Source organism: Pectobacterium parvum (assembly GCF_020971565.1).
Lineage (GTDB): Bacteria > Pseudomonadota > Gammaproteobacteria > Enterobacterales > Enterobacteriaceae > Pectobacterium > Pectobacterium polare.
Window position 1 is genome coordinate 1,865,988 of record NZ_CP087392.1, and the last position, 16,872, is coordinate 1,882,859.

The 16,872-nt window shown below is 46.9% G+C and carries 19 protein-coding genes and 2 tRNA genes; 8 read left to right on the forward strand and 13 right to left on the reverse strand.

What is annotated here, in order from left to right:
* From LOZ86_RS08355 to LOZ86_RS08365, 3 genes are read left to right on the forward strand one after another with little or no spacing between them, the layout of a single operon-like run.
* The gene (locus tag LOZ86_RS08355) at positions 1–645 is read left to right on the forward strand and encodes a LysE family translocator (protein ID WP_039513744.1); all 645 of its coding nucleotides are present in this window, start codon (positions 1–3) and stop codon (positions 643–645) included.
* Position 646: 1 nt separating this feature from the next.
* A complete protein-coding gene (locus LOZ86_RS08360) occupies positions 647–1,339 on the forward strand; it encodes a phenylalanine--tRNA ligase beta subunit-related protein (RefSeq protein ID WP_039513747.1) in 693 nt (230 codons plus the stop codon).
* Positions 1,336–2,094, forward strand: a complete 759-nt coding sequence (locus LOZ86_RS08365; protein ID WP_039513750.1) for an MOSC domain-containing protein — start codon at positions 1,336–1,338, stop codon at positions 2,092–2,094. The genes LOZ86_RS08360 and LOZ86_RS08365 overlap by 4 nt, the downstream gene beginning before the upstream one ends.
* Positions 2,095–2,560: 466 nt before the next feature.
* On the opposite strand, the gene LOZ86_RS08370 is transcribed toward LOZ86_RS08365, so the two are convergent.
* The 5 genes from LOZ86_RS08370 to LOZ86_RS08390 all read right to left on the reverse strand — a co-directional run bounded on the left by LOZ86_RS08370 (position 2,561) and on the right by LOZ86_RS08390 (position 5,310).
* Positions 2,561–2,770: a TraR/DksA family transcriptional regulator gene (locus LOZ86_RS08370; RefSeq protein WP_039513753.1), complete on the reverse strand. Its 210-nt coding sequence runs from the start codon at positions 2,768–2,770 to the stop codon at positions 2,561–2,563.
* Complete coding sequence (locus LOZ86_RS08375) at positions 2,760–3,344, reverse strand: DUF2857 domain-containing protein (RefSeq protein ID WP_039513756.1); 585 nt, start codon at positions 3,342–3,344, stop codon at positions 2,760–2,762. Before LOZ86_RS08375 ends, LOZ86_RS08370 begins: the two co-directional genes overlap by 11 nt.
* Positions 3,345–3,360: 16 nt before the next feature.
* Entirely contained in the window at positions 3,361–3,555 is a 195-nt protein-coding gene (locus LOZ86_RS08380; RefSeq protein WP_024108950.1) for an AlpA family transcriptional regulator, read from the reverse strand.
* 153 nt (positions 3,556–3,708) lie between these two features.
* Positions 3,709–4,623, reverse strand: a complete 915-nt coding sequence (locus LOZ86_RS08385; RefSeq protein ID WP_230243069.1) for a hypothetical protein — start codon at positions 4,621–4,623, stop codon at positions 3,709–3,711.
* Positions 4,624–5,037: 414 nt separating this feature from the next.
* A complete protein-coding gene (locus LOZ86_RS08390) occupies positions 5,038–5,310 on the reverse strand; it encodes a helix-turn-helix domain-containing protein (protein WP_014699383.1) in 273 nt (90 codons plus the stop codon).
* A gap of 146 nt (positions 5,311–5,456) precedes the next feature.
* On the opposite strand from LOZ86_RS08390, the gene LOZ86_RS08395 reads away from it, so the two are divergent.
* Positions 5,457–5,771: a helix-turn-helix domain-containing protein gene (locus tag LOZ86_RS08395; protein ID WP_039513758.1), complete on the forward strand. Its 315-nt coding sequence runs from the start codon at positions 5,457–5,459 to the stop codon at positions 5,769–5,771.
* A 184-nt stretch (positions 5,772–5,955) separates the two neighbouring features.
* Positions 5,956–6,270: a helix-turn-helix domain-containing protein gene (locus LOZ86_RS08400; RefSeq protein WP_025918867.1), complete on the forward strand. Its 315-nt coding sequence runs from the start codon at positions 5,956–5,958 to the stop codon at positions 6,268–6,270.
* Positions 6,271–6,401: 131 nt separating this feature from the next.
* Here LOZ86_RS08400 and LOZ86_RS08405 read toward each other — a convergent pair whose 3' ends face one another.
* The 3 genes from LOZ86_RS08405 to mtfA form a co-directional block, all read right to left on the reverse strand.
* The gene (locus LOZ86_RS08405; protein ID WP_230243070.1) at positions 6,402–7,673 is read right to left on the reverse strand and encodes a tyrosine-type recombinase/integrase; all 1,272 of its coding nucleotides are present in this window, start codon (positions 7,671–7,673) and stop codon (positions 6,402–6,404) included.
* Positions 7,674–7,834: 161 nt separating this feature from the next.
* Positions 7,835–7,910 (reverse strand) — tRNA-Asn (locus tag LOZ86_RS08410).
* Positions 7,911–8,020: 110 nt separating this feature from the next.
* Positions 8,021–8,818, reverse strand: a complete 798-nt coding sequence (gene mtfA / locus LOZ86_RS08415; protein WP_039480098.1) for a DgsA anti-repressor MtfA — start codon at positions 8,816–8,818, stop codon at positions 8,021–8,023.
* Positions 8,819–8,911: 93 nt separating this feature from the next.
* On the opposite strand from mtfA, the gene LOZ86_RS08420 reads away from it, so the two are divergent.
* Positions 8,912–8,995: transfer RNA gene (locus tag LOZ86_RS08420), tRNA-Ser, on the forward strand.
* A gap of 1,102 nt (positions 8,996–10,097) precedes the next feature.
* On the opposite strand, the gene LOZ86_RS08425 is transcribed toward LOZ86_RS08420, so the two are convergent.
* Complete coding sequence (locus LOZ86_RS08425; protein ID WP_039480102.1) at positions 10,098–10,496, reverse strand: H-NS family histone-like protein; 399 nt, start codon at positions 10,494–10,496, stop codon at positions 10,098–10,100.
* Between the two features lie 526 nt (positions 10,497–11,022).
* Between LOZ86_RS08425 and LOZ86_RS08430 the strand changes: the two genes are divergently transcribed.
* Complete coding sequence (locus LOZ86_RS08430; RefSeq protein WP_039480104.1) at positions 11,023–11,190, forward strand: YqaE/Pmp3 family membrane protein; 168 nt, start codon at positions 11,023–11,025, stop codon at positions 11,188–11,190.
* Between the two features lie 81 nt (positions 11,191–11,271).
* Here LOZ86_RS08430 and LOZ86_RS08435 read toward each other — a convergent pair whose 3' ends face one another.
* The gene (locus LOZ86_RS08435) at positions 11,272–12,747 is read right to left on the reverse strand and encodes a sensor domain-containing diguanylate cyclase (RefSeq protein ID WP_230243155.1); all 1,476 of its coding nucleotides are present in this window, start codon (positions 12,745–12,747) and stop codon (positions 11,272–11,274) included.
* Positions 12,748–13,030: 283 nt separating this feature from the next.
* Here LOZ86_RS08435 and LOZ86_RS08440 point away from each other — a divergent pair, with 283 nt between their 5' ends.
* A complete protein-coding gene (locus LOZ86_RS08440; protein ID WP_039480106.1) occupies positions 13,031–13,945 on the forward strand; it encodes a lipid kinase in 915 nt (304 codons plus the stop codon).
* A gap of 194 nt (positions 13,946–14,139) precedes the next feature.
* Here LOZ86_RS08440 and LOZ86_RS08445 read toward each other — a convergent pair whose 3' ends face one another.
* From LOZ86_RS08445 to moeA, 3 genes are all read right to left on the reverse strand, one after another.
* Positions 14,140–14,739 (reverse strand): nitroreductase family protein, encoded by a 600-nt coding sequence (locus LOZ86_RS08445; RefSeq protein ID WP_039480107.1) that lies wholly within the window; start codon positions 14,737–14,739, stop codon positions 14,140–14,142.
* 100 nt (positions 14,740–14,839) lie between these two features.
* Positions 14,840–15,598 carry a molybdopterin-synthase adenylyltransferase MoeB gene (gene moeB, locus LOZ86_RS08450; protein ID WP_039480109.1) on the reverse strand — a complete coding sequence of 253 codons (759 nt, stop codon included), beginning with the start codon at positions 15,596–15,598 and terminating at the stop codon, positions 14,840–14,842.
* Positions 15,599–15,600: 2 nt separating this feature from the next.
* Positions 15,601–16,836 (reverse strand): molybdopterin molybdotransferase MoeA, encoded by a 1,236-nt coding sequence (gene moeA / locus LOZ86_RS08455; RefSeq protein WP_039480111.1) that lies wholly within the window; start codon positions 16,834–16,836, stop codon positions 15,601–15,603.
* Between the last annotated feature and the right edge of the window lie 36 nt (positions 16,837–16,872).

The window sequence follows — 16,872 nt, forward strand, 5'->3', positions numbered from 1 at the left end:
ATGGAACACAGTAGTCTTCTTGCATTCGCGCTTGCCGCCTTACTTCTGAACCTGAGTCCAGGTCCTTCACTGCTGTTTGTCAGCGCAAGGGGGATGAGTCAGGGAAAAGCGGCAGGTGCTGCTTCAGCTCTGGGTCTTGCTACGGGCAGTTCTATTCATGCTGTGCTCGCGGGCTTAGGCATCACGGCCATTGTTGCCCAGAGCGCAATGGTGGCTAATGCGGTCGCGCTTGTAGGCGGCGTTTATATACTGTATCTCGGCTATGATTCTATCAAATCAGCCAGAGACACGGGGAATTTCGGTTCTTCTGAGGAAAGCAAACCCAAAAAAAATAGCCTGATGCGACTTTATTTTCAGGCTGTATCCGTAGAGTTTCTCAATCCAAAGACCATTCTTTTTTATCTGTCCATTCTGCCTGGACTTATCCTCTCAGGAGGTTACACGCCAGTTGAAGCGCTCATCGTTTCGCTGATCGTACCAGCCACTGCCTTGCCTGTGGATATGGTGGCGGGATTAACTGGGGGGTTGCTTGCGAAAATGTCACAACGTAATCAAAAAATGACCATTGCGCTTAATTACGTGTCAGGTGCCGCTCTGGTCTTAATCGGACTTATTTTGCTTTATAAAAACTTCATGGCTGGATGATATGTATTTTACGATTGATGAACGCGCTGCTAATGCAGGTGTGACGCATGCTCTTTTACTTGTTGTACGTGGTGTTATCGTTTCTCCGTCACGTGAAGATTTTAAAAAAAAATGTGCGGAAACGGTATCGGGCTCGCTGCCACTATATACTGAGAAGTTTAACAACGGAATGCGTGAAATAATTTCTTTTACTACAGGTAAAAGTGATTTCCGTACAGCGGGTGAGAAGTTAAGAAGTAACTTTTCAGAACGAGGGTTTCGCTCAATAAATAATGTTGTAGACTCTTACAATGAAGCAGCTTATTTTTATGGGCTGGGCATTGGCGGACATGACGTATCTAACATTAGAAACGATGCACATTTGGAGGTCACATTATCTTCAAATGAGGACACGGTCGTTCCCCTGTTTGAGACCCGTACGAAGAAGATCAATCCCGGTGAGCTTATTTATAAATTAGAGGAAAAAATTGTCGCATGGATAGGCAGTAAAGACGTCGATTCTGATGATTTTCGTATAGGAGATGAAACAAACACGTGTGCGTTTGTTATTCTCGGTCATTCATCTGTAAGCGCAACTGACCTCTATACTGTAGGTGCCAGAATAAGGCGAAATCTGACTGAATCATCCTATAATTTTGATTCCATAGGATGCGATTCTCAGGAGTTTTATTATAACACGAGGATGCTACCATGATTAAAATCGAACAGTTAATTAGCTATCCTCTGAAGTCCGGGGCTGGAATAAAAACCGAAGTCATCAACGGTGGAGTTTCCGGTATTGATGGGGACCGGGAATTTTGCCTTTACCGCAAGAGCGATAATAAATTCATCTCAATGAGAGATAATATTCGCATTGCGGACGTTTTGATTGTATCTGATGAAAATAAAATTACAGTGAGGTGCCATCAGAATGAAAAATATTTTGATGTCACTAGTACTAGGAAAAATAATATCCGTATCTGGTCACGGGATGTTGATGTTTCAGTTATGTCATCTGACGCATCAGAATATATAAGTTCACTTATTGGTGAAGACGTCATTTTAGCAAGGTTGTATCATACTGGCGATTACAGTCAGAGCTTTATGGACACGGGCCCTGTGCATATTATTTCTATAGCTGCGCTGACTAGCCTTGCTTCGGCTATAGGATGCGATAGTATTAACCCTCTGGTTTTCAGGCCTAATATAATAGTTCCTGATTTTGCCGGTATATCTGAGGGATGTGTGGAGGAAATTATAATTAACGGTGTCAGATTTATCGTCACTGAGCGTACTGAAAGGTGTAATGCCGTTTCACTGCTTCATAATAAAATTCACGGAATAAGTGATTCAGAGTTACTTGAAAATATTGATGAAGCAAATGACTATGATGGTGCCTTATTTGGGCTATATCTTCAGGCTGAAAATCGGTTTCAATTGAATGTGGGTGACGAAGTTACTGTGTGCTGATAACTCCCGTTATTAAAACGAACGCTTTTTAATCTATGATCTGGTTGTTTAGGAACTGATCCTCAGCAGAGACCCCGCCTTTTTGCTTTCCAGATGACAGGCGGGGAAGCCTGAATGATGTTGATAGTTTCTTCCTGATTAATTCCTGTCTTTGTGAAATGCAACTCTCCGACCCTCTTTCTCATTGGTTACTAAACCAGTAACAAAATAACAATACCGTTCTCCGCCTGAGTCCATGCCAGCGTCAGCCGACGCTAGGTCTGCGGGTATGTATGACCTGCTCACGCTGCCAATGATATTATTCGGTTTGTAAAGTGTTCATTATGACAACTCAGCTAATACAGATAAGTAATAAATGTGACGGCTTTCTGTTCAGTCATTACTGCTTAAAATATGGACAATAATTGATTCAGATACTAAAAACACGCAGAGAAGAGCATTTCTCTGCGTGTTTTTCTGCATATTATCAGCGCTGACGGCGTTCAAGTATGGTTTGGCAATCCGTACAGGTTGTCACGCCCGGCAGGGTTTGCCGTCGCTGCTCGGGAATGGGTTCACCGCACAAACGACAGTAATGTAATGAGGGTGTGGTTGCTGGTTTAAAACGATTCTGTTCAATCATCTCTTCCAGACGTTGCTCATTAAATTCCTGATCGCGATCGATCTCATCTGGCATGCGATGTCCTCCTGTTCAGTGCTTCTTTCTCACAAAGGGTGATACGGTTCCAGACGGCGGTCAGGGAAGGCCCTTTTTCCCTAGAGGACAACGATTCAGTGACCTGCATCATGGCTTCTAGTGCGTCAGGTGTATCAAGATTTTCAGAGCGGTTCTTTTTCCATGACAGCCAAATTTCGGCATCAATGGCTTCATCTGGGATAGGCGTTCGGCCATAAGGGATGGTGACACCCAGCAACCTGCGGCGAGTGCAGACCTCATTCGAGGTGAGGCCAAAAAAATGATTAAGGAGTGCAATAGATCCCCCCAATCTGATGGCCCGATTAATCTGCTGCTGGCGTAGCGCTTCCTGATGGGACAGCGTCAGGATCTGTTGTAGAACGTCATGACGGACAGTGATTGACATAAACTGCGCCGATGCCCGGCTGACGATAAACAGTTCGTCGAGAGATAGCTGATTGAGGGCATTCAATTCGTCGAATGTGAATCCTAACGTTTCACAATAACGAAAATTGCCTTCCTTGAGCGCGGCTAGTGCGTTTGTTAATACCGCGTAATTTAGTGAAGGGAACATAATTCTGTATCTCCCTTCAGCGTGTTAAGCGGTTAGCTAATTTGAGGTTAATCCAGTCGTCAATTTCAGATTCGAGCCAAGCTACGCTGGCAGGTCCAATCTTTATTGAAGAGGGAAAGGTGCCTTCTTTCATGTACAGGTAGATCTGCGAGCGTTTCAGACCGGTTTTTACTTCCACTTGTTTCAGACGTAATAACTGATGAGCTGTCATAAATACCTCCAGTGCAGAAATGGGATATGCCCGGAGATGACAAAAAAACACAATGAGGAAAGGAGTGAAAGTTGAAGAACCCGTATTACGGACACCACAATCCTTAATACGGGTTTTTAGATTGAAGCGTGTAATGTCATTTTAATTTGGAGCCTAAACGGATGTCGGTGAACCACGTTCAAGCGCCGTTTTTAACGTATCGCCACTGAATCGATCGGTCATGCCTTCGTCTGATGCCCATTGTTCAAAGATGGACAGAAGCTTATAAGGTTGCCTGATTAATGGGCTGATAGACTCATTGTTTTTACAGGCAAGCCAGAACAGTCTGGATAATGGCGTGGATATACGTGTTGAGGAGGGGGGAGAGGTATCGTTTTTGGCGGGCATGTTAATTAATTTCTCAAGTTCAGCATGTTTGATGACAAAACAGGCATCCCTTGGTAAATCATGAATCGGAAAATATTCTCTATGGTTATACTGCCTTGTTCTCTGGTATGGGATTTTTTCAGTAATATGTGATGCGATATTTTTAGGAAGTCTCATGATTTGCTGTCTTATCCTTTCACGATACCTGATTTTCTCAAATATTTGAAAGTGATCGTCGCCAATATTGACAGTAAGACCATAGTTAACGTGATTTTCTCCGATTATGGGTTGTGGAATACCCAGAGATCTCGCTAATAAACGTTGAACCAGAACGTATTCATAACCGATGAGCGTTGTATCAATCACTTGTTGAGTGGGGTAAGCATATTTACCCTCGGTGGTGACAATTAAGTTTCTGTTATTGATGAAACAGTTCTTTTCGAGAATGCATAGCTGGTTAATCAAATAATTGCCTATAGGCTTAAGTTTTGCCTTAGCATTTGATGTTTTGATTCTTCGTAAGATGACTGGCGATTGGAAGTAGATTGAAAGGTTGATATCTTCGTATAAGGCATGGCGATAAATATCAGCTTCTGTTAACGGTGAGTTTCTTATCTGAGTCGCGATAACTATGGCTTCTGGTATCGTAATCCAGTTAAATTCATCACTCGTGGTATTGAAAATCCTATTTTTCATTATCATGATTCATCTCCTTTATATGAAAATGATATATGCATAGGTGTCTAACGTTCCCTTATGCAGCCATGACGTATAGATAGGATTCTAAAAATGAGAAATAGGATTAGTGAGGGGTTATTGTGATAGCGGTGATGTTATTAATTGCTTTTCGCTGGCCGTCACAAAAAATGTCTAAATTAGGAATCCATCACCAAAAAAGCTCTCTCGCTCATGTCGTTTTTTATGCCACGCGTTGCCGATTTTATGCAGATCAATACAGTCAAAGCTCTGTATCAACAAAGAAGGGGAATACCCTGAATCAGGCATATCAATTGGTTCGAGGTAATTAACGAACCAATTGATGATGTGGAATGGTTGAATCGAGTGGAGACCAGAATGTTATTCCCTGATTGTTGGCGATTAAGCCCAACAAATGATCTAATTGTTTTTATGACGAATTTCTCGCGGAATGCGCTGCCCTTGGGAATCGAAATAGCGATTCGGCCAGATTTCACTCGCTGGAATGCCCAGTGCGTCGGCGATCAGTCGTTCACCTTTCGGCCAGGGGCGGTTTAGTGCATTTGCGAGCGTTGATGAACTAAGGCCTGCCTCACGTGATACGGCTGCTAACGTTGTCTTACGTTTACGCAGAGCTGCAATGATATCGGCAGGATGCCAGTCCATTCGTTGTTCCTGTTGTTCAATGTTCATACGTCCTCCTCTTTGATTGAAACTTTACTTCTTCCAGTAAACTATATCTTTATTATGGGTGAAAAAACAACCAAAAATAAAGATAAAATTTATTTAGGGAAGAAATGCTTTAAGAAGGGCTTAGTGAGAGAAGCGATAATCAATCTATGTTGATCAGTACCGTGGATAACACCGTGATTGGTAAGCGATTAAGACTAGCCCGAGTGAACAAGGGATTAAAGCAGATAGAGCTCGGTTGCCTCGCTGGTTTGGATGAGGAAACGGCAAGCTCTCGTGTGAGCCAATACGAAAGGGAAGTCAGTGCGCCAGATTTTGGGCTGGTTTCTCGGTTCGCTACAGTGCTGGATGTTCCAGAAGCGTATTTCTATGCTGTCGATGATGATCTCGCCACCTTGATCTTACAGTATCACCGCTTCAAGAAAGCCAACCCAAACTCCGCGCTGCTCATCACACCTCAGTAAGGTTGGTGGCCTAATGCGTCTGGTGTTCAATTCCTGTGCGTTTACCCTTCTAAATTTAATTATCCCTACTCTCAATAAATTAAATCTTCATTTTTGAGTTTAAAATAACCAAAAATAAATTTTAAATTCACTGGGCGAAGAACGACTTCAAGAGCGGCATGGAGGGAACGGCGATAATCGGGTAATGTTAATCTGCGAAGCAGGTAATGCCGTGATTGGTAAACGATTAAGATTGGCCCGAGTGAATGCAGGATTAAAACAGGTCGAGCTCGGTTGTCTCGCTGGACTAGATGAAGAGACGTCGAGTTCCCGCGTAAGCCAATATGAAAGGGAAGTCAGTTCGCCGGATTTTGGTCTGGTTTGCCGATTTGCGGCGGTGCTGGATGTGCCGGAAGCCTATTTTTATGCTGTCGATGAGGATCTCGCTACGCTAATCTTGCAGTACCATCGTTACAAGAAAAGTAACCCTAATTCTACGTTGTTGATTACCCCGCAATAGACCTTCATTCACGTATCCAGTCTGAGCAATTTACTGACATTTATATGTTTTGTGAATTTCTGAGACCGAATTTTCTCGCTGTCTGAAAAGCAGATCCTGTTATCAGGATCTGCTCTTAGGAGCGTTATCGATCAGGCAGCTCCAGCCGTCTTATGTTGTTGAGCATAAATGTATGGCGCAACATATTCTTCCCGGTTGGTATCCAGATAATCCGACCACCATTGCATCATCGCTTTACGGGCATCGAGATACTCTGCTTTATGGATGTAAGCCGCTCTAACGCTATTGCGTTCCTGATGGCTCATTTGGCGCTCAACTGCATCCTGCGCCCATAGTCCAGAGTCCATCAAGGCACTACAGGCCATTGCGCGGAATCCGTGGCCGCAGATTTCATCTTTTGTGTCATAACCCATCAGGCGCAAAGCCTTGTTGACCGTGTTTTCGCACATTGGCTTATACGGATTATGGTCACCGGGAAATATGAGTTCCTGATGCCCAGAGATTTCCCGTATCTGTTTCAGAATAGCGATGGACTGACGGGAGAGGGGAACGATATGCGGCGTGCGCATTTTGGCACCACGCCCAGAATAACGCACTCCGGGGATGGCTTCGCGGGTGGCTGGAATGGTCCAGATTTTGTTTCTGAAATCGATCTCAGCCCAGCGGGCAAAACGCAGTTCGCTGGAACGGATGAACAGGTGCAGGGTGAGTGAGACTGCCAAGCGGGTTAATTCTCGTCCCTGCTTGTAGTCCTCAATGCTAGCCAACAGGTCCGGCAGTCGTTCCAGTGGAAGGGCAGGGTAGTGACGTTTAACGGGAGGAGCGATTATCCCGTCCAGATTGGCCGCCGGATTATGTTCTATCAACTCTTGATGCACGGCATGACGCATGATGTTGCACATGTGCTGCCGGGTACGCGCCGCCACCTCCAGCAAACCTTTTTTCTCAATCCCTTTCAGCAGATCGATGAAGTGGCGAGTTTTCAGTTCTGTGACTGGCAGGTGTCCAATTATTGGGAATATATGATTGTTCATGCTGGAAAGCAGACGGGCGGCATGGTTCTCTGACCACGTTCGGTTGCTTTTATGCCACTCCAGTGCCACATGCTTGAAGGTTTTTTCTGGTGAGGAAGCGGTTTTTTCAGCAGAGCGCTGTTGTGCTGGATTGATATTCTGCGCCAGCAACTTGCGGATACCGTCACGCTGCTGACGAGCGTCGGCTAAAGATACGTCTGGATAAGCACCTAGGCTGAGGCGGGATTCTTTTTTATTGATACGATATTTGAGATACCAGAGACGTGAACCGCCTGGATTAACCAGCAGATACAGACCATGAGAATCGGAAACTTTGAAGGGTTTAGCGGATGGTTTTAAGTTGCGGATTTTTGAGTCGTTAAGAGACATTTGGGGGTCACTCCGTCATCGAACCAACTTGACCCCAAATCTGACCACCAAATTCTCCCGATGCGGAGGGTAAACTAAAAATCCATCGGGAAGACTTTTCACGCTAACCTATTGAATCTGAATTATATAAGGATTCGCAAAGAGGCATGAAAACAAGAATTTGGCTCCTCTGACTGGACTCGAACCAGTGACATACGGATTAACAGTCCGCCGTTCTACCGACTGAACTACAGAGGAATCGTGTGAACGGGGCGGATGATATCTGCCACCCGCAGTACTGTCAACGGCAAAATCAGCTTTATCGTCTGACTGCTTAGGCTGTGTACAATTCGCTGTTTTTTTATGAGTTAATAAATGGATGGCGCACGGTAATTGGTGCTGCTTTGCCAGCTTTTTAGACGGACGAGCGGATCCTGCCGATAGAACTTTTGGAAGCAGCGGTATAGATCGGGGAAACGCTCTTCGAGAAGTTCGGGGGCGCTGAAGAAGTATTCCGACAGCACCGCAAAGCACTCTGCCGGATCGTGGACGGCGTAGGGATCCATGCTGGCGGCATCTTCGCCCACTAGATCGATTTCTTCCTGCAAGGCATCCATCGCGCCGTGCAGATGCTGTTCCCACGCTGCAATCTGACGCAGTGGAATAAGGGGGACGCCCGTCGCTTCGCCGCTGCTGCGGATGTCCAGCTTGTGCGCAACTTCATGAATGATGAGGTTGAAACCGGAGAGATCGAAGGAATCCTGCACTTCCTGCCAATTGAGGACAATCGGCCCCTGATCCCAACTTTGGCCGGACTGCACCATTTTCCCCTTATGCACCAGCCCGATGTCATCCTGCCACTCTTCCTCAACAATAAACGGGCCGGGGTAAATCAGAACTTCATAGAAGCCATCCAGCGCATCCATTCCCAGCGACAGCACCGGCAGGGAAAACAGCAGGGCGATGCGCTGCTGCATGATGTCCGTCAACACCAACTCCTGCAACGGAATCAGGCGCTTTTGCTTCAGAAACTGATCGGCAAGGGCGACCAGTTGCTGGAGCTCTTCGTCGCTTAAAGGTGCGAGAAGTGGGATGGAAATCGCAGCTTGCCAGTGTTCAAGCGTCTGCACTTGAGGTTGAGTGTTTTTCCACGGCCATTTAATCATTGTTATTGCTCGTTCAGTCGTCACTTGAATTTAAAGGCGAGGGCGGGTGCTGTTAACATGCCGTAAAAGTAGGCATCATGGCAACTGCTAAACGGAGAGATGCCGGAGCGGCTGAACGGACCAGTCTCGAAAACTGGAGTCGGGCAACGCTGCTGGGGGAATTCCTTACCTTCTCCACTAATTTAATAAAATCAATGAATTGAGTGCTTGTCTTGGTTTCGTCCTGCATAAAGTAGCCCATTGGCAGTCGATTTTTCTGGCCACTCATTTCTATCATGTTGTATTCTGCTGGGCATTCACTTTTACCTCCTCTAGCTCACATTCTCAAAACAATTTATCTTTAGGCCCTTGTTGGCATGAGGAAACCTGTTCTAGCGGATGTAATAGCCTCCGTTTAAACCGAACACGTCACCAACAAGACCGTCTTATCTACGTAAATTGCTTCAGTGCAGGAACATCTATGCTTCTTAGAGGATAAAAAAGAAACAACAAAAGAGAATACTCATCAGAAAATTATTATCGGTAAAGAGGTTGTCAAAGTCTTCGAGTGTGATATTTATTATGTAGATAAGGAATAGGTTTTTTGGGATTTTACCTGATATCCCGAATCTTAATGAAAGTGAAGTCGAAGCCTACAGGATCAAGCCTATATCGACACTGTTATAAATAAATCCAAATATTAGTCATATGTTTCATGCCCGAGTGGTGAACTGGTCTAAAACTTGTTTTTAGATCGGCAAGTTGTTGAGCAAGCCCCAGAGGGCGCAGTAGTTAATTTTGTCGAAATTGAAGATGGATTAGTGGGTAAGGGTGTCTCTGGCTATCAACCTCAGAACGTCCAATACGTTCAAAGCCAAAATCCTACAGCCAGTGTATTCTGCCCGTTTACATCAGTAGTTAATCGAGAATATGGTGAAAGCGCTGTATGCCTCAGCATTTTGCCTATACCTTGTCCATGATAACTAGGACTATAAAAAGTACCTTCATACGTCCGTTATGTAAATACATAAAACCAATTGCTCGCCCTGTGGGGTCACATGCAAGCGTAAGTTCGACTGTCAAAAGGAATAAGGAAAGTTATTTTCCCATAGCTAAGCGATTTTTTATCGCTAAAAAATGGTGAGTCGCATCAACAGTTTTACACCATATTTCCATAATACGCTGGGTATCTTGTTTTGTGGATAAACGGATTTTAAACATGTATGCTTTTGATTTATTAGATAACCGTCAGCAGTGAATTTTGCTAACGGTTTTTGGAATATGTGTATTAACTTTTACGTCAGATAGCAAAATCTTCCAAACTCTTGCCATTATCAAGCTCTGCTTTAATGGCCTTCGGCGTCCGACCTTGACCTGTCCATTTCTGCTCGTTTCCGTTTTCGTCGATGTATTTGTATTTGGCAGGACGAGGTTCACGTTTAGATTTTACAGACTTGGATGATGTTCCACCAAGTAACTCTGATGGATCAATACCATCTTCTAATAATCTGGCACGTAAGGCTTCGATTTTGGCCTGACGTTCAGAGTTTTGCTGTTGTGCACTGGCTTCTTCTTCACGACGATCTTCAACAATAGTCGTTAGCTTTTCCAGCATTTCTTCCAATGTCGCTAGATCAATTTCACGTGCCTGAGCACGCAGTGTACGAATATTATTTAGTACTTTAAGAGCTTCACTCATTGTTTTCCCCAATAGATTGGTTTAGGTGATGTGTAAAAATTTGACAACAGATGGTGAGAATCATATATCAGTATTATCAATGAGTAAATAATAAAGTATGCCAATATCATGAGAGTAAATATTCGACTGGTTTTAAGCTGGATGTTCATGTATTAGCGAGCAAGGTGAGAGCGTTTAGACTGAATGTTTTTTTGATTCGATGAGGGGATTATTGGGCCGGCTGTGAGTACTTTTATTATTTACCCCTGAAATTCAGGTATTTCAGCGAGTAGAAATGGAAAGTAAGAATATAGTTGCAATTCGGGCAAGAGCTAACGTGCTCTATACTTTAAATAATTCGTGTCTCTCACTTCATCCCGATGAGCTTACTCAGGTAAGGGAGCTGGGTGACTGAAACTTACAGTCAGTGTCGCGATAGGCAATCCATTCTCTCAGCAAAGATTACTCTCAATGATCTCGTTCCGTACTGACAAATCCTGTGCGCTGAACTACTTTCATAAGGAATCATCACGTTACGGAGGTTGATATGGGATTTTGGCGTATTGTACTGACTATTCTCCTGCCACCGCTGGGCGTGTTATTGGGGAACGGCATCGGTGGGGCATTTATTCTGAACATTATTCTGACGTTGTTAGGTTATTTTCCTGGGTTGGTGCATGCGTTTTGGGTGCAGACGAAAGATGATGGCATTTGATGGCTGAAAAGCCTGTTCGACGATTCGGATGAAATAATGGGGAGACATAGCGCTCCCCGTTACCTTTTTATTGATGGCGCGCTATTGCGCGGCACTCACCACCTGATTACGCCCTTGTTGTTTTGCTTGATAGAGCGCGATATCGGCGCGGTTAATCAGCATGTTCAGTGTTTCGCCCGCCCGATATTCCGCAACGCCGCAACTGGCTGTCACCTGAATTCTTCCTTCACGGTAGGGAAGATGCGTGGTTTCAATACTCTGACGTAGGGCTTCGGCACGTTGCTGCGCGGCGTTGAGATCGCAATCGTCGAGCAAAATGACGAACTCTTCTCCTCCCCAACGACAGGATTGATCGCTGGAGCGGGTATTGGCGGATAGGATGGCGGAAACCTCTTTTAAAACCATATCTCCGACGTTGTGGCCGTACTTGTCATTAATTTTCTTAAAGTGGTCAATATCAATCAAAATAATGGAGAGAGATTTATGCTGTAAGGCATTTTTCGTCCCGAGACGACGGAATAAATAATCGAATGCCTGACGGTTCATCAGGCCCGTTAATTTATCGGTCGTCGCCATCTGTTCCAGACGGCGTTGATATCCGCCAATTGTCAACCACAGCAGAAACAGAAAAAGGATGCTGACAAACGTGCTGATGCCCAGATTTTTTAGCAATGTGGTGAACAGTCGTTTTTCACTGGGGTGGCTGGTTTGCTCAACCATCAAATACCAGCCGAATTCAGGGAGTAAACGGGTGTTGAGGAAAATATGTTCCCCGTTTGCTTGATATTCATAGGCACCGCCGGGGGAAGTTAAAATCGTGGTCGCGATCCGGTTCAGTCCCTGCTGTTCTTGAATTTTTAGCGAGCGCGCGTAACTTTCTCCATGTAGCGTGATATTACCTTGTTTATCAACAAAATAGATCGTCCGATTATAGCGATGTTCGTATTTTTCAATCAGGTGCTTAACACGCTCAACGGGGATGCCCACGCCGGTAATGCCAATAAAATTGTCTTCATAATCCATGACTTTATGGTTAATGAAGATGTCTAGACGCGTGCGGTTTTCAGGATCGACACGGAGATCGACAACGTAGGGCATATCATCCGATAGCACTTTGTGCTGGAAATACCATTGATCGTCGGGGGATGTCTCCGAGACGGTTTTTAGGATGCGTTGTTGGTCGTAATAGAGCCCGGTTTTATCAGAAATGAAAAAAGAAAATACGGTGTTGAAGCGGCGATCGATCTCCTTTAGATAGCGGAATAGCGCCTGCGGATCGCTTTCATTTTTTAGTACCCAGTCACGCAAAAAAGTATCGTGCGCCATCAGAGATGAAATAAAGATAGGCTTTAACAAATCCTGCTGGATTTCCGAATAAACGTTATCGCTGGTTAGTGGCAGGGTATTCTCTTCAATTTCTTCTTCCAGTGATTCTTTAGCGACTTCATAGCTGGTCCAACTGATAACCAGAAAGGCGGCGAGCAGCATGGATCCGAGTATTATGATGGCGCGTGTTTTGTCTAACCAGCGGGCGTTATTGATGAATCCGGTCTGCAACATAGTTTCCCCAGAGAATCATTGATGAGATAGGTGAATAAGTAATAAGTCTCTGTTTTCGCCTAAGAATAGTGGTGCGGCATTTTACTGGAATGACGTCATAGCGCAACTGGCTAAAGAGTTTGCTGGCTTGTTGGATTCAGTATAGTGGTTCCGGTGTGGAAGTATTAGCAGCAGGCTGCTGGAACGTAATGTTTTGTATTTTATTGTGGGCTTGTTAAAGCTCCCTTGTCGGTTTGATTATCCCTATGGTTAGATTTCATCAATCAATGATGTTGGGTGGATGACCATGAGCCATTATTCAGCAGCGAAGGAATCAGGCCCAACAGCGCTTTTATTTATTAATAAACAGGCGCGGAATGGCAATTCCTCAGCACGCTATGTGAAAGAATTATTACAGCAAAGCCAGATCGGCATCGTCGAACCGGATGAAAACGACACGGGTTCGTGCAGCGATATTATACGTACGTATGCGGATCGGGTGGATTTTGTGATTATCGGCGGTGGCGATGGCACGCTGAATTCTGCCGCACCCGGCCTGGTCGATACCGGATTGCCGCTAGGCGTGTTGCCATTAGGGACGGCAAATGACTTTGCCCGTACGGTGGGAATCCCCCGAGAGATACGACAGGCCGTGCAGGTTATCGCTAGCGGGCAGCGGCGCGCCGTTGATTTGGGTGAGGTCAACGGGCATCTGTTCTTTAACGTTTCCAGTATTGGGTTTTCTGCGGCACTGGCGCGCGGGCTGTCGGCGAAATCCAAGAAACGCTGGGGCACATTGGGCTATGCGCTGGCGGCCTTTAAGCTCTTGAAGCAAAGTCGTCCTTTTCGCGTTGAAATTGAGCATAACGGTATCAAAGAGCGGGTGAGAACCGTGCAGGTGTCGGTGGGAAACGGGCGTTTCTACGGCGGCGGCATGGCGGTAGCTGACAGTGCCGCACCCGATGACGGTCGGCTGGATGTGTATAGTCTGGAGGTTTCTCACTGGTGGGAAATGGTGGCACTGATCCCCTTTATCCGCAGGGGAACGCACGGTCGCTGGCGCAAAGTCCGCGCTTTTTCCGCCAAACAACTGATGTTGAATACCTCGAAGCCGCACGATATCAATGCCGACGGCGAACTGATTGGTAAAACGCCAGCGGTATTTGGGATCAGAGAAAAGGCGATTCAGGTTTTTGCGCCACCAGTGCCAGATTAGAACCTGAACTAAAATAAACAGGGACACCGTGCGATGTCCCTGTTTATTGATATATCCGTCATACTTCAAGCCGCATGTGCGTTGGCTACGTTCAGTCACCCGAATCACTTACCTGAGTAAGCTCATCGGGATTCCCTCGCTTGCCGCCTTCCTGCAACTCGAATTATTTAGGGTATAAAGGGGGCTTCAGCGAATTATTTAAATACGCGGAAACGCTCTTCAAAGGAAATATAGGTTTTCTCACCGGCTGGCTGCTCGATTGAGCCGAATGGCATTTGAGCACGCAGTTTCCAACTGGCTGGCAGGTTCCACTGTGCTTTAACATCATCGTCAATCAGCGGATTGTAGTGCTGGAGTGAGGCGCCAATTTTTTCCTGCGCCAGCGTAGACCACACGGCAAACTGAGCAATACCGGTTGAATGTTCAGACCAGACGGGGAAGTTATCGGCATAAAGCGCGAATTTTTCCTGTAGCGCTTCAATCACGGCGGTGTCTTCAAAGAACAGGACAGTACCTGCGCCAGCGGCAAAGGAAGCCAGTTTATTTTCTGTTGCGGCAAAGGCGTCCGCCGGTACAATTTTCTTCAACTGCTGCTTAACAATATCCCACACTTTATGATGCTGTTCGCCGAACAGAATCACAACGCGTGAGCTTTGTGAATTAAAAGAGGAGGGGCTTTCATTAACGGCTTCGGTAATGAGGGCGGTAACCTGATCTTCTGATATCGGTAATTTATTACCGATGGCATAGATTGAACGACGGGCCTTGATTGACTGCAAAAAAGCATTACTCATGGTGTGTTCCTCAGTTTACGTGATGATTTGCCTTGATAAGGTGTCACTGATTTTCGCCGTATTCAATGGCTTATCGTGCCGGATGCCAATCTTTCCTTTTTCAGCCTGATCCGCCGCAGACGTCACAGTGTGGGTTTTTCGGCAGCATCATTTCGCGAAATTGTAGCGTCATCGCATCGAACATCAGCAGGCGACCTGTCGCTAGTCTGCCGTAACCGGTCAGCAGCTTAATGGCCTCCATCGCCTGCAAGCTTCCGATGGTGCCCACCAGCGGCGACATTACGCCAGCTTCGACGCAGGTCAGCGCATTGGCACCGAACAGGCGGCTGAGACAATGATAGCAAGGTTCATCGGGTTGATAGGTAAAGACGCTGATTTGGCCTTCCATTCGAATTGCGGCCCCGGAAATCAGCGGCTTCTTGAGCTGAAAGCCAATGCGGTTTAGACGGTTGCGAATGGCGACATTGTCGGTACAGTCCAACACGGCATCGTGTTGGCTGACCAGCGCCTTCAACGCCTCGTCATCAAGATCGCCATCAATCGTATCGAGCGAAAGATGGGGATTCATGTCGGATAATGTCAGGCGCGCAGATTCCACCTTCGCCATGCCGATACGGGCATCGCGATGCAGAACCTGACGTTGCAGGTTAGACAGAGAGACGGTATCAAAATCCAGCAGCGTCAAGTGACCAACGCCCGCCGCGGCCAGATACTGCGCGGCGGCACAGCCTAGCCCACCCAGCCCGACAATCAGCAGGCGCGAAGCTTTCAGTTTTTCCTGTCCGTCAAAATCAAAGCCGCGCAGCACAATCTGTCGATTGTAGCGCAGCATCTCTTCATCGCTCAGCTCCGGCAACATACTCAGTGCCCCAGCAGCGCGTTGAAGGGCTCGATTTCGACCCATTCGCCAGCGGCAACACGACCGCGATCTTGTTCAAGCACAATGAAGCAATTCCCGAGGCTGAACGAGCTGAAAACGTGTGAACCCTGATGCCCGGTGGTTCTCACTTCTAGTTCACCCTGCGCGTTACGGCTGATAATACCGCGTTGGAAATCGGTGCGCCCCGGCGTCTTTTTCAGTGTGCTGGTGGTTTTGACGCGAACCCGTGGCGGCAGGCACCATTGCGTATAGCCAGACAGACGAGCCAGCAGCGGCTGAACCAGTTGATAGAACGTCAGCGCAGCAGAAACCGGATTCCCCGGCAGGCCGCAGAACCAGGCGTGTTGCAGCTTGCCAAAGGCGAAGGGCTTACCGGGTTTGATCGCCAGCTTCCAGAAATGGATATCGCCCAGCTCATCCAGCATTTGCTTGGTGTAATCCGCCTCGCCAACGGAAACACCGCCGCTGCTAATCACCAGATCGGCAAGCTGGTCAGCCTCATGGAACGTGGCACGTAGCGCAGCCGGATCGTCGCGGATGATCCCAAGGTCATGTACCTCGCAGCCCAGCTGTTCCAGCATCAAACGGACGGCAAAACGGTTAGTGTCATAAATCTGACCGTCTGCCAGCGGTTCGCCGACGGGTTGCAGTTCATCACCGGTTGAAAACACCGCGACTTTCAGGCGGCGCACCACGTCAATCTGCGCAATCCCCAGTGACGCCAGCAGCGGCAGCTCCGCTACGCCAAGCTTGCAGCCTGCGGGTAACACGCTGGCGCCAGCCTGAATATCTTCTCCCGCCAGACGAATATTCTGGCCGGGTTTTACCTCATGCGGAAAGCGGATGCCGTCCTCGCTGACGTCAGCCTGTTCCTGCATGATGACGGCGTCGGCGCCTGCGGGAATCGGCGCGCCGGTCATGATGCGAATGCAGGTTCCGGCAGGCCATTCACCGGTGAAGGGCGCGCCCGCGAAGGCTTTTCCAGCCAGCGGCAGCGCTGTTGAAGCGGACAAATCGGCGCAGCGTACGGCATAGCCATCCATCGCGGAATTGGCGAAAGGCGGGACGTTAATCGGTGAGGTGATAGCATGGGCGGTAATCCGTCCTGCGGCGTTGAACAGGGATACACGCTCTGTCTCGGTAAGGGAAGGAACCTGAGAAAACATGTTTTCCAGAGCTTGTTCAAGAGTCAGTAAACCTGCGTTAACGCTTTCCATCTTCACTCCACAGCTTGTTTTATCAATACGACTGAT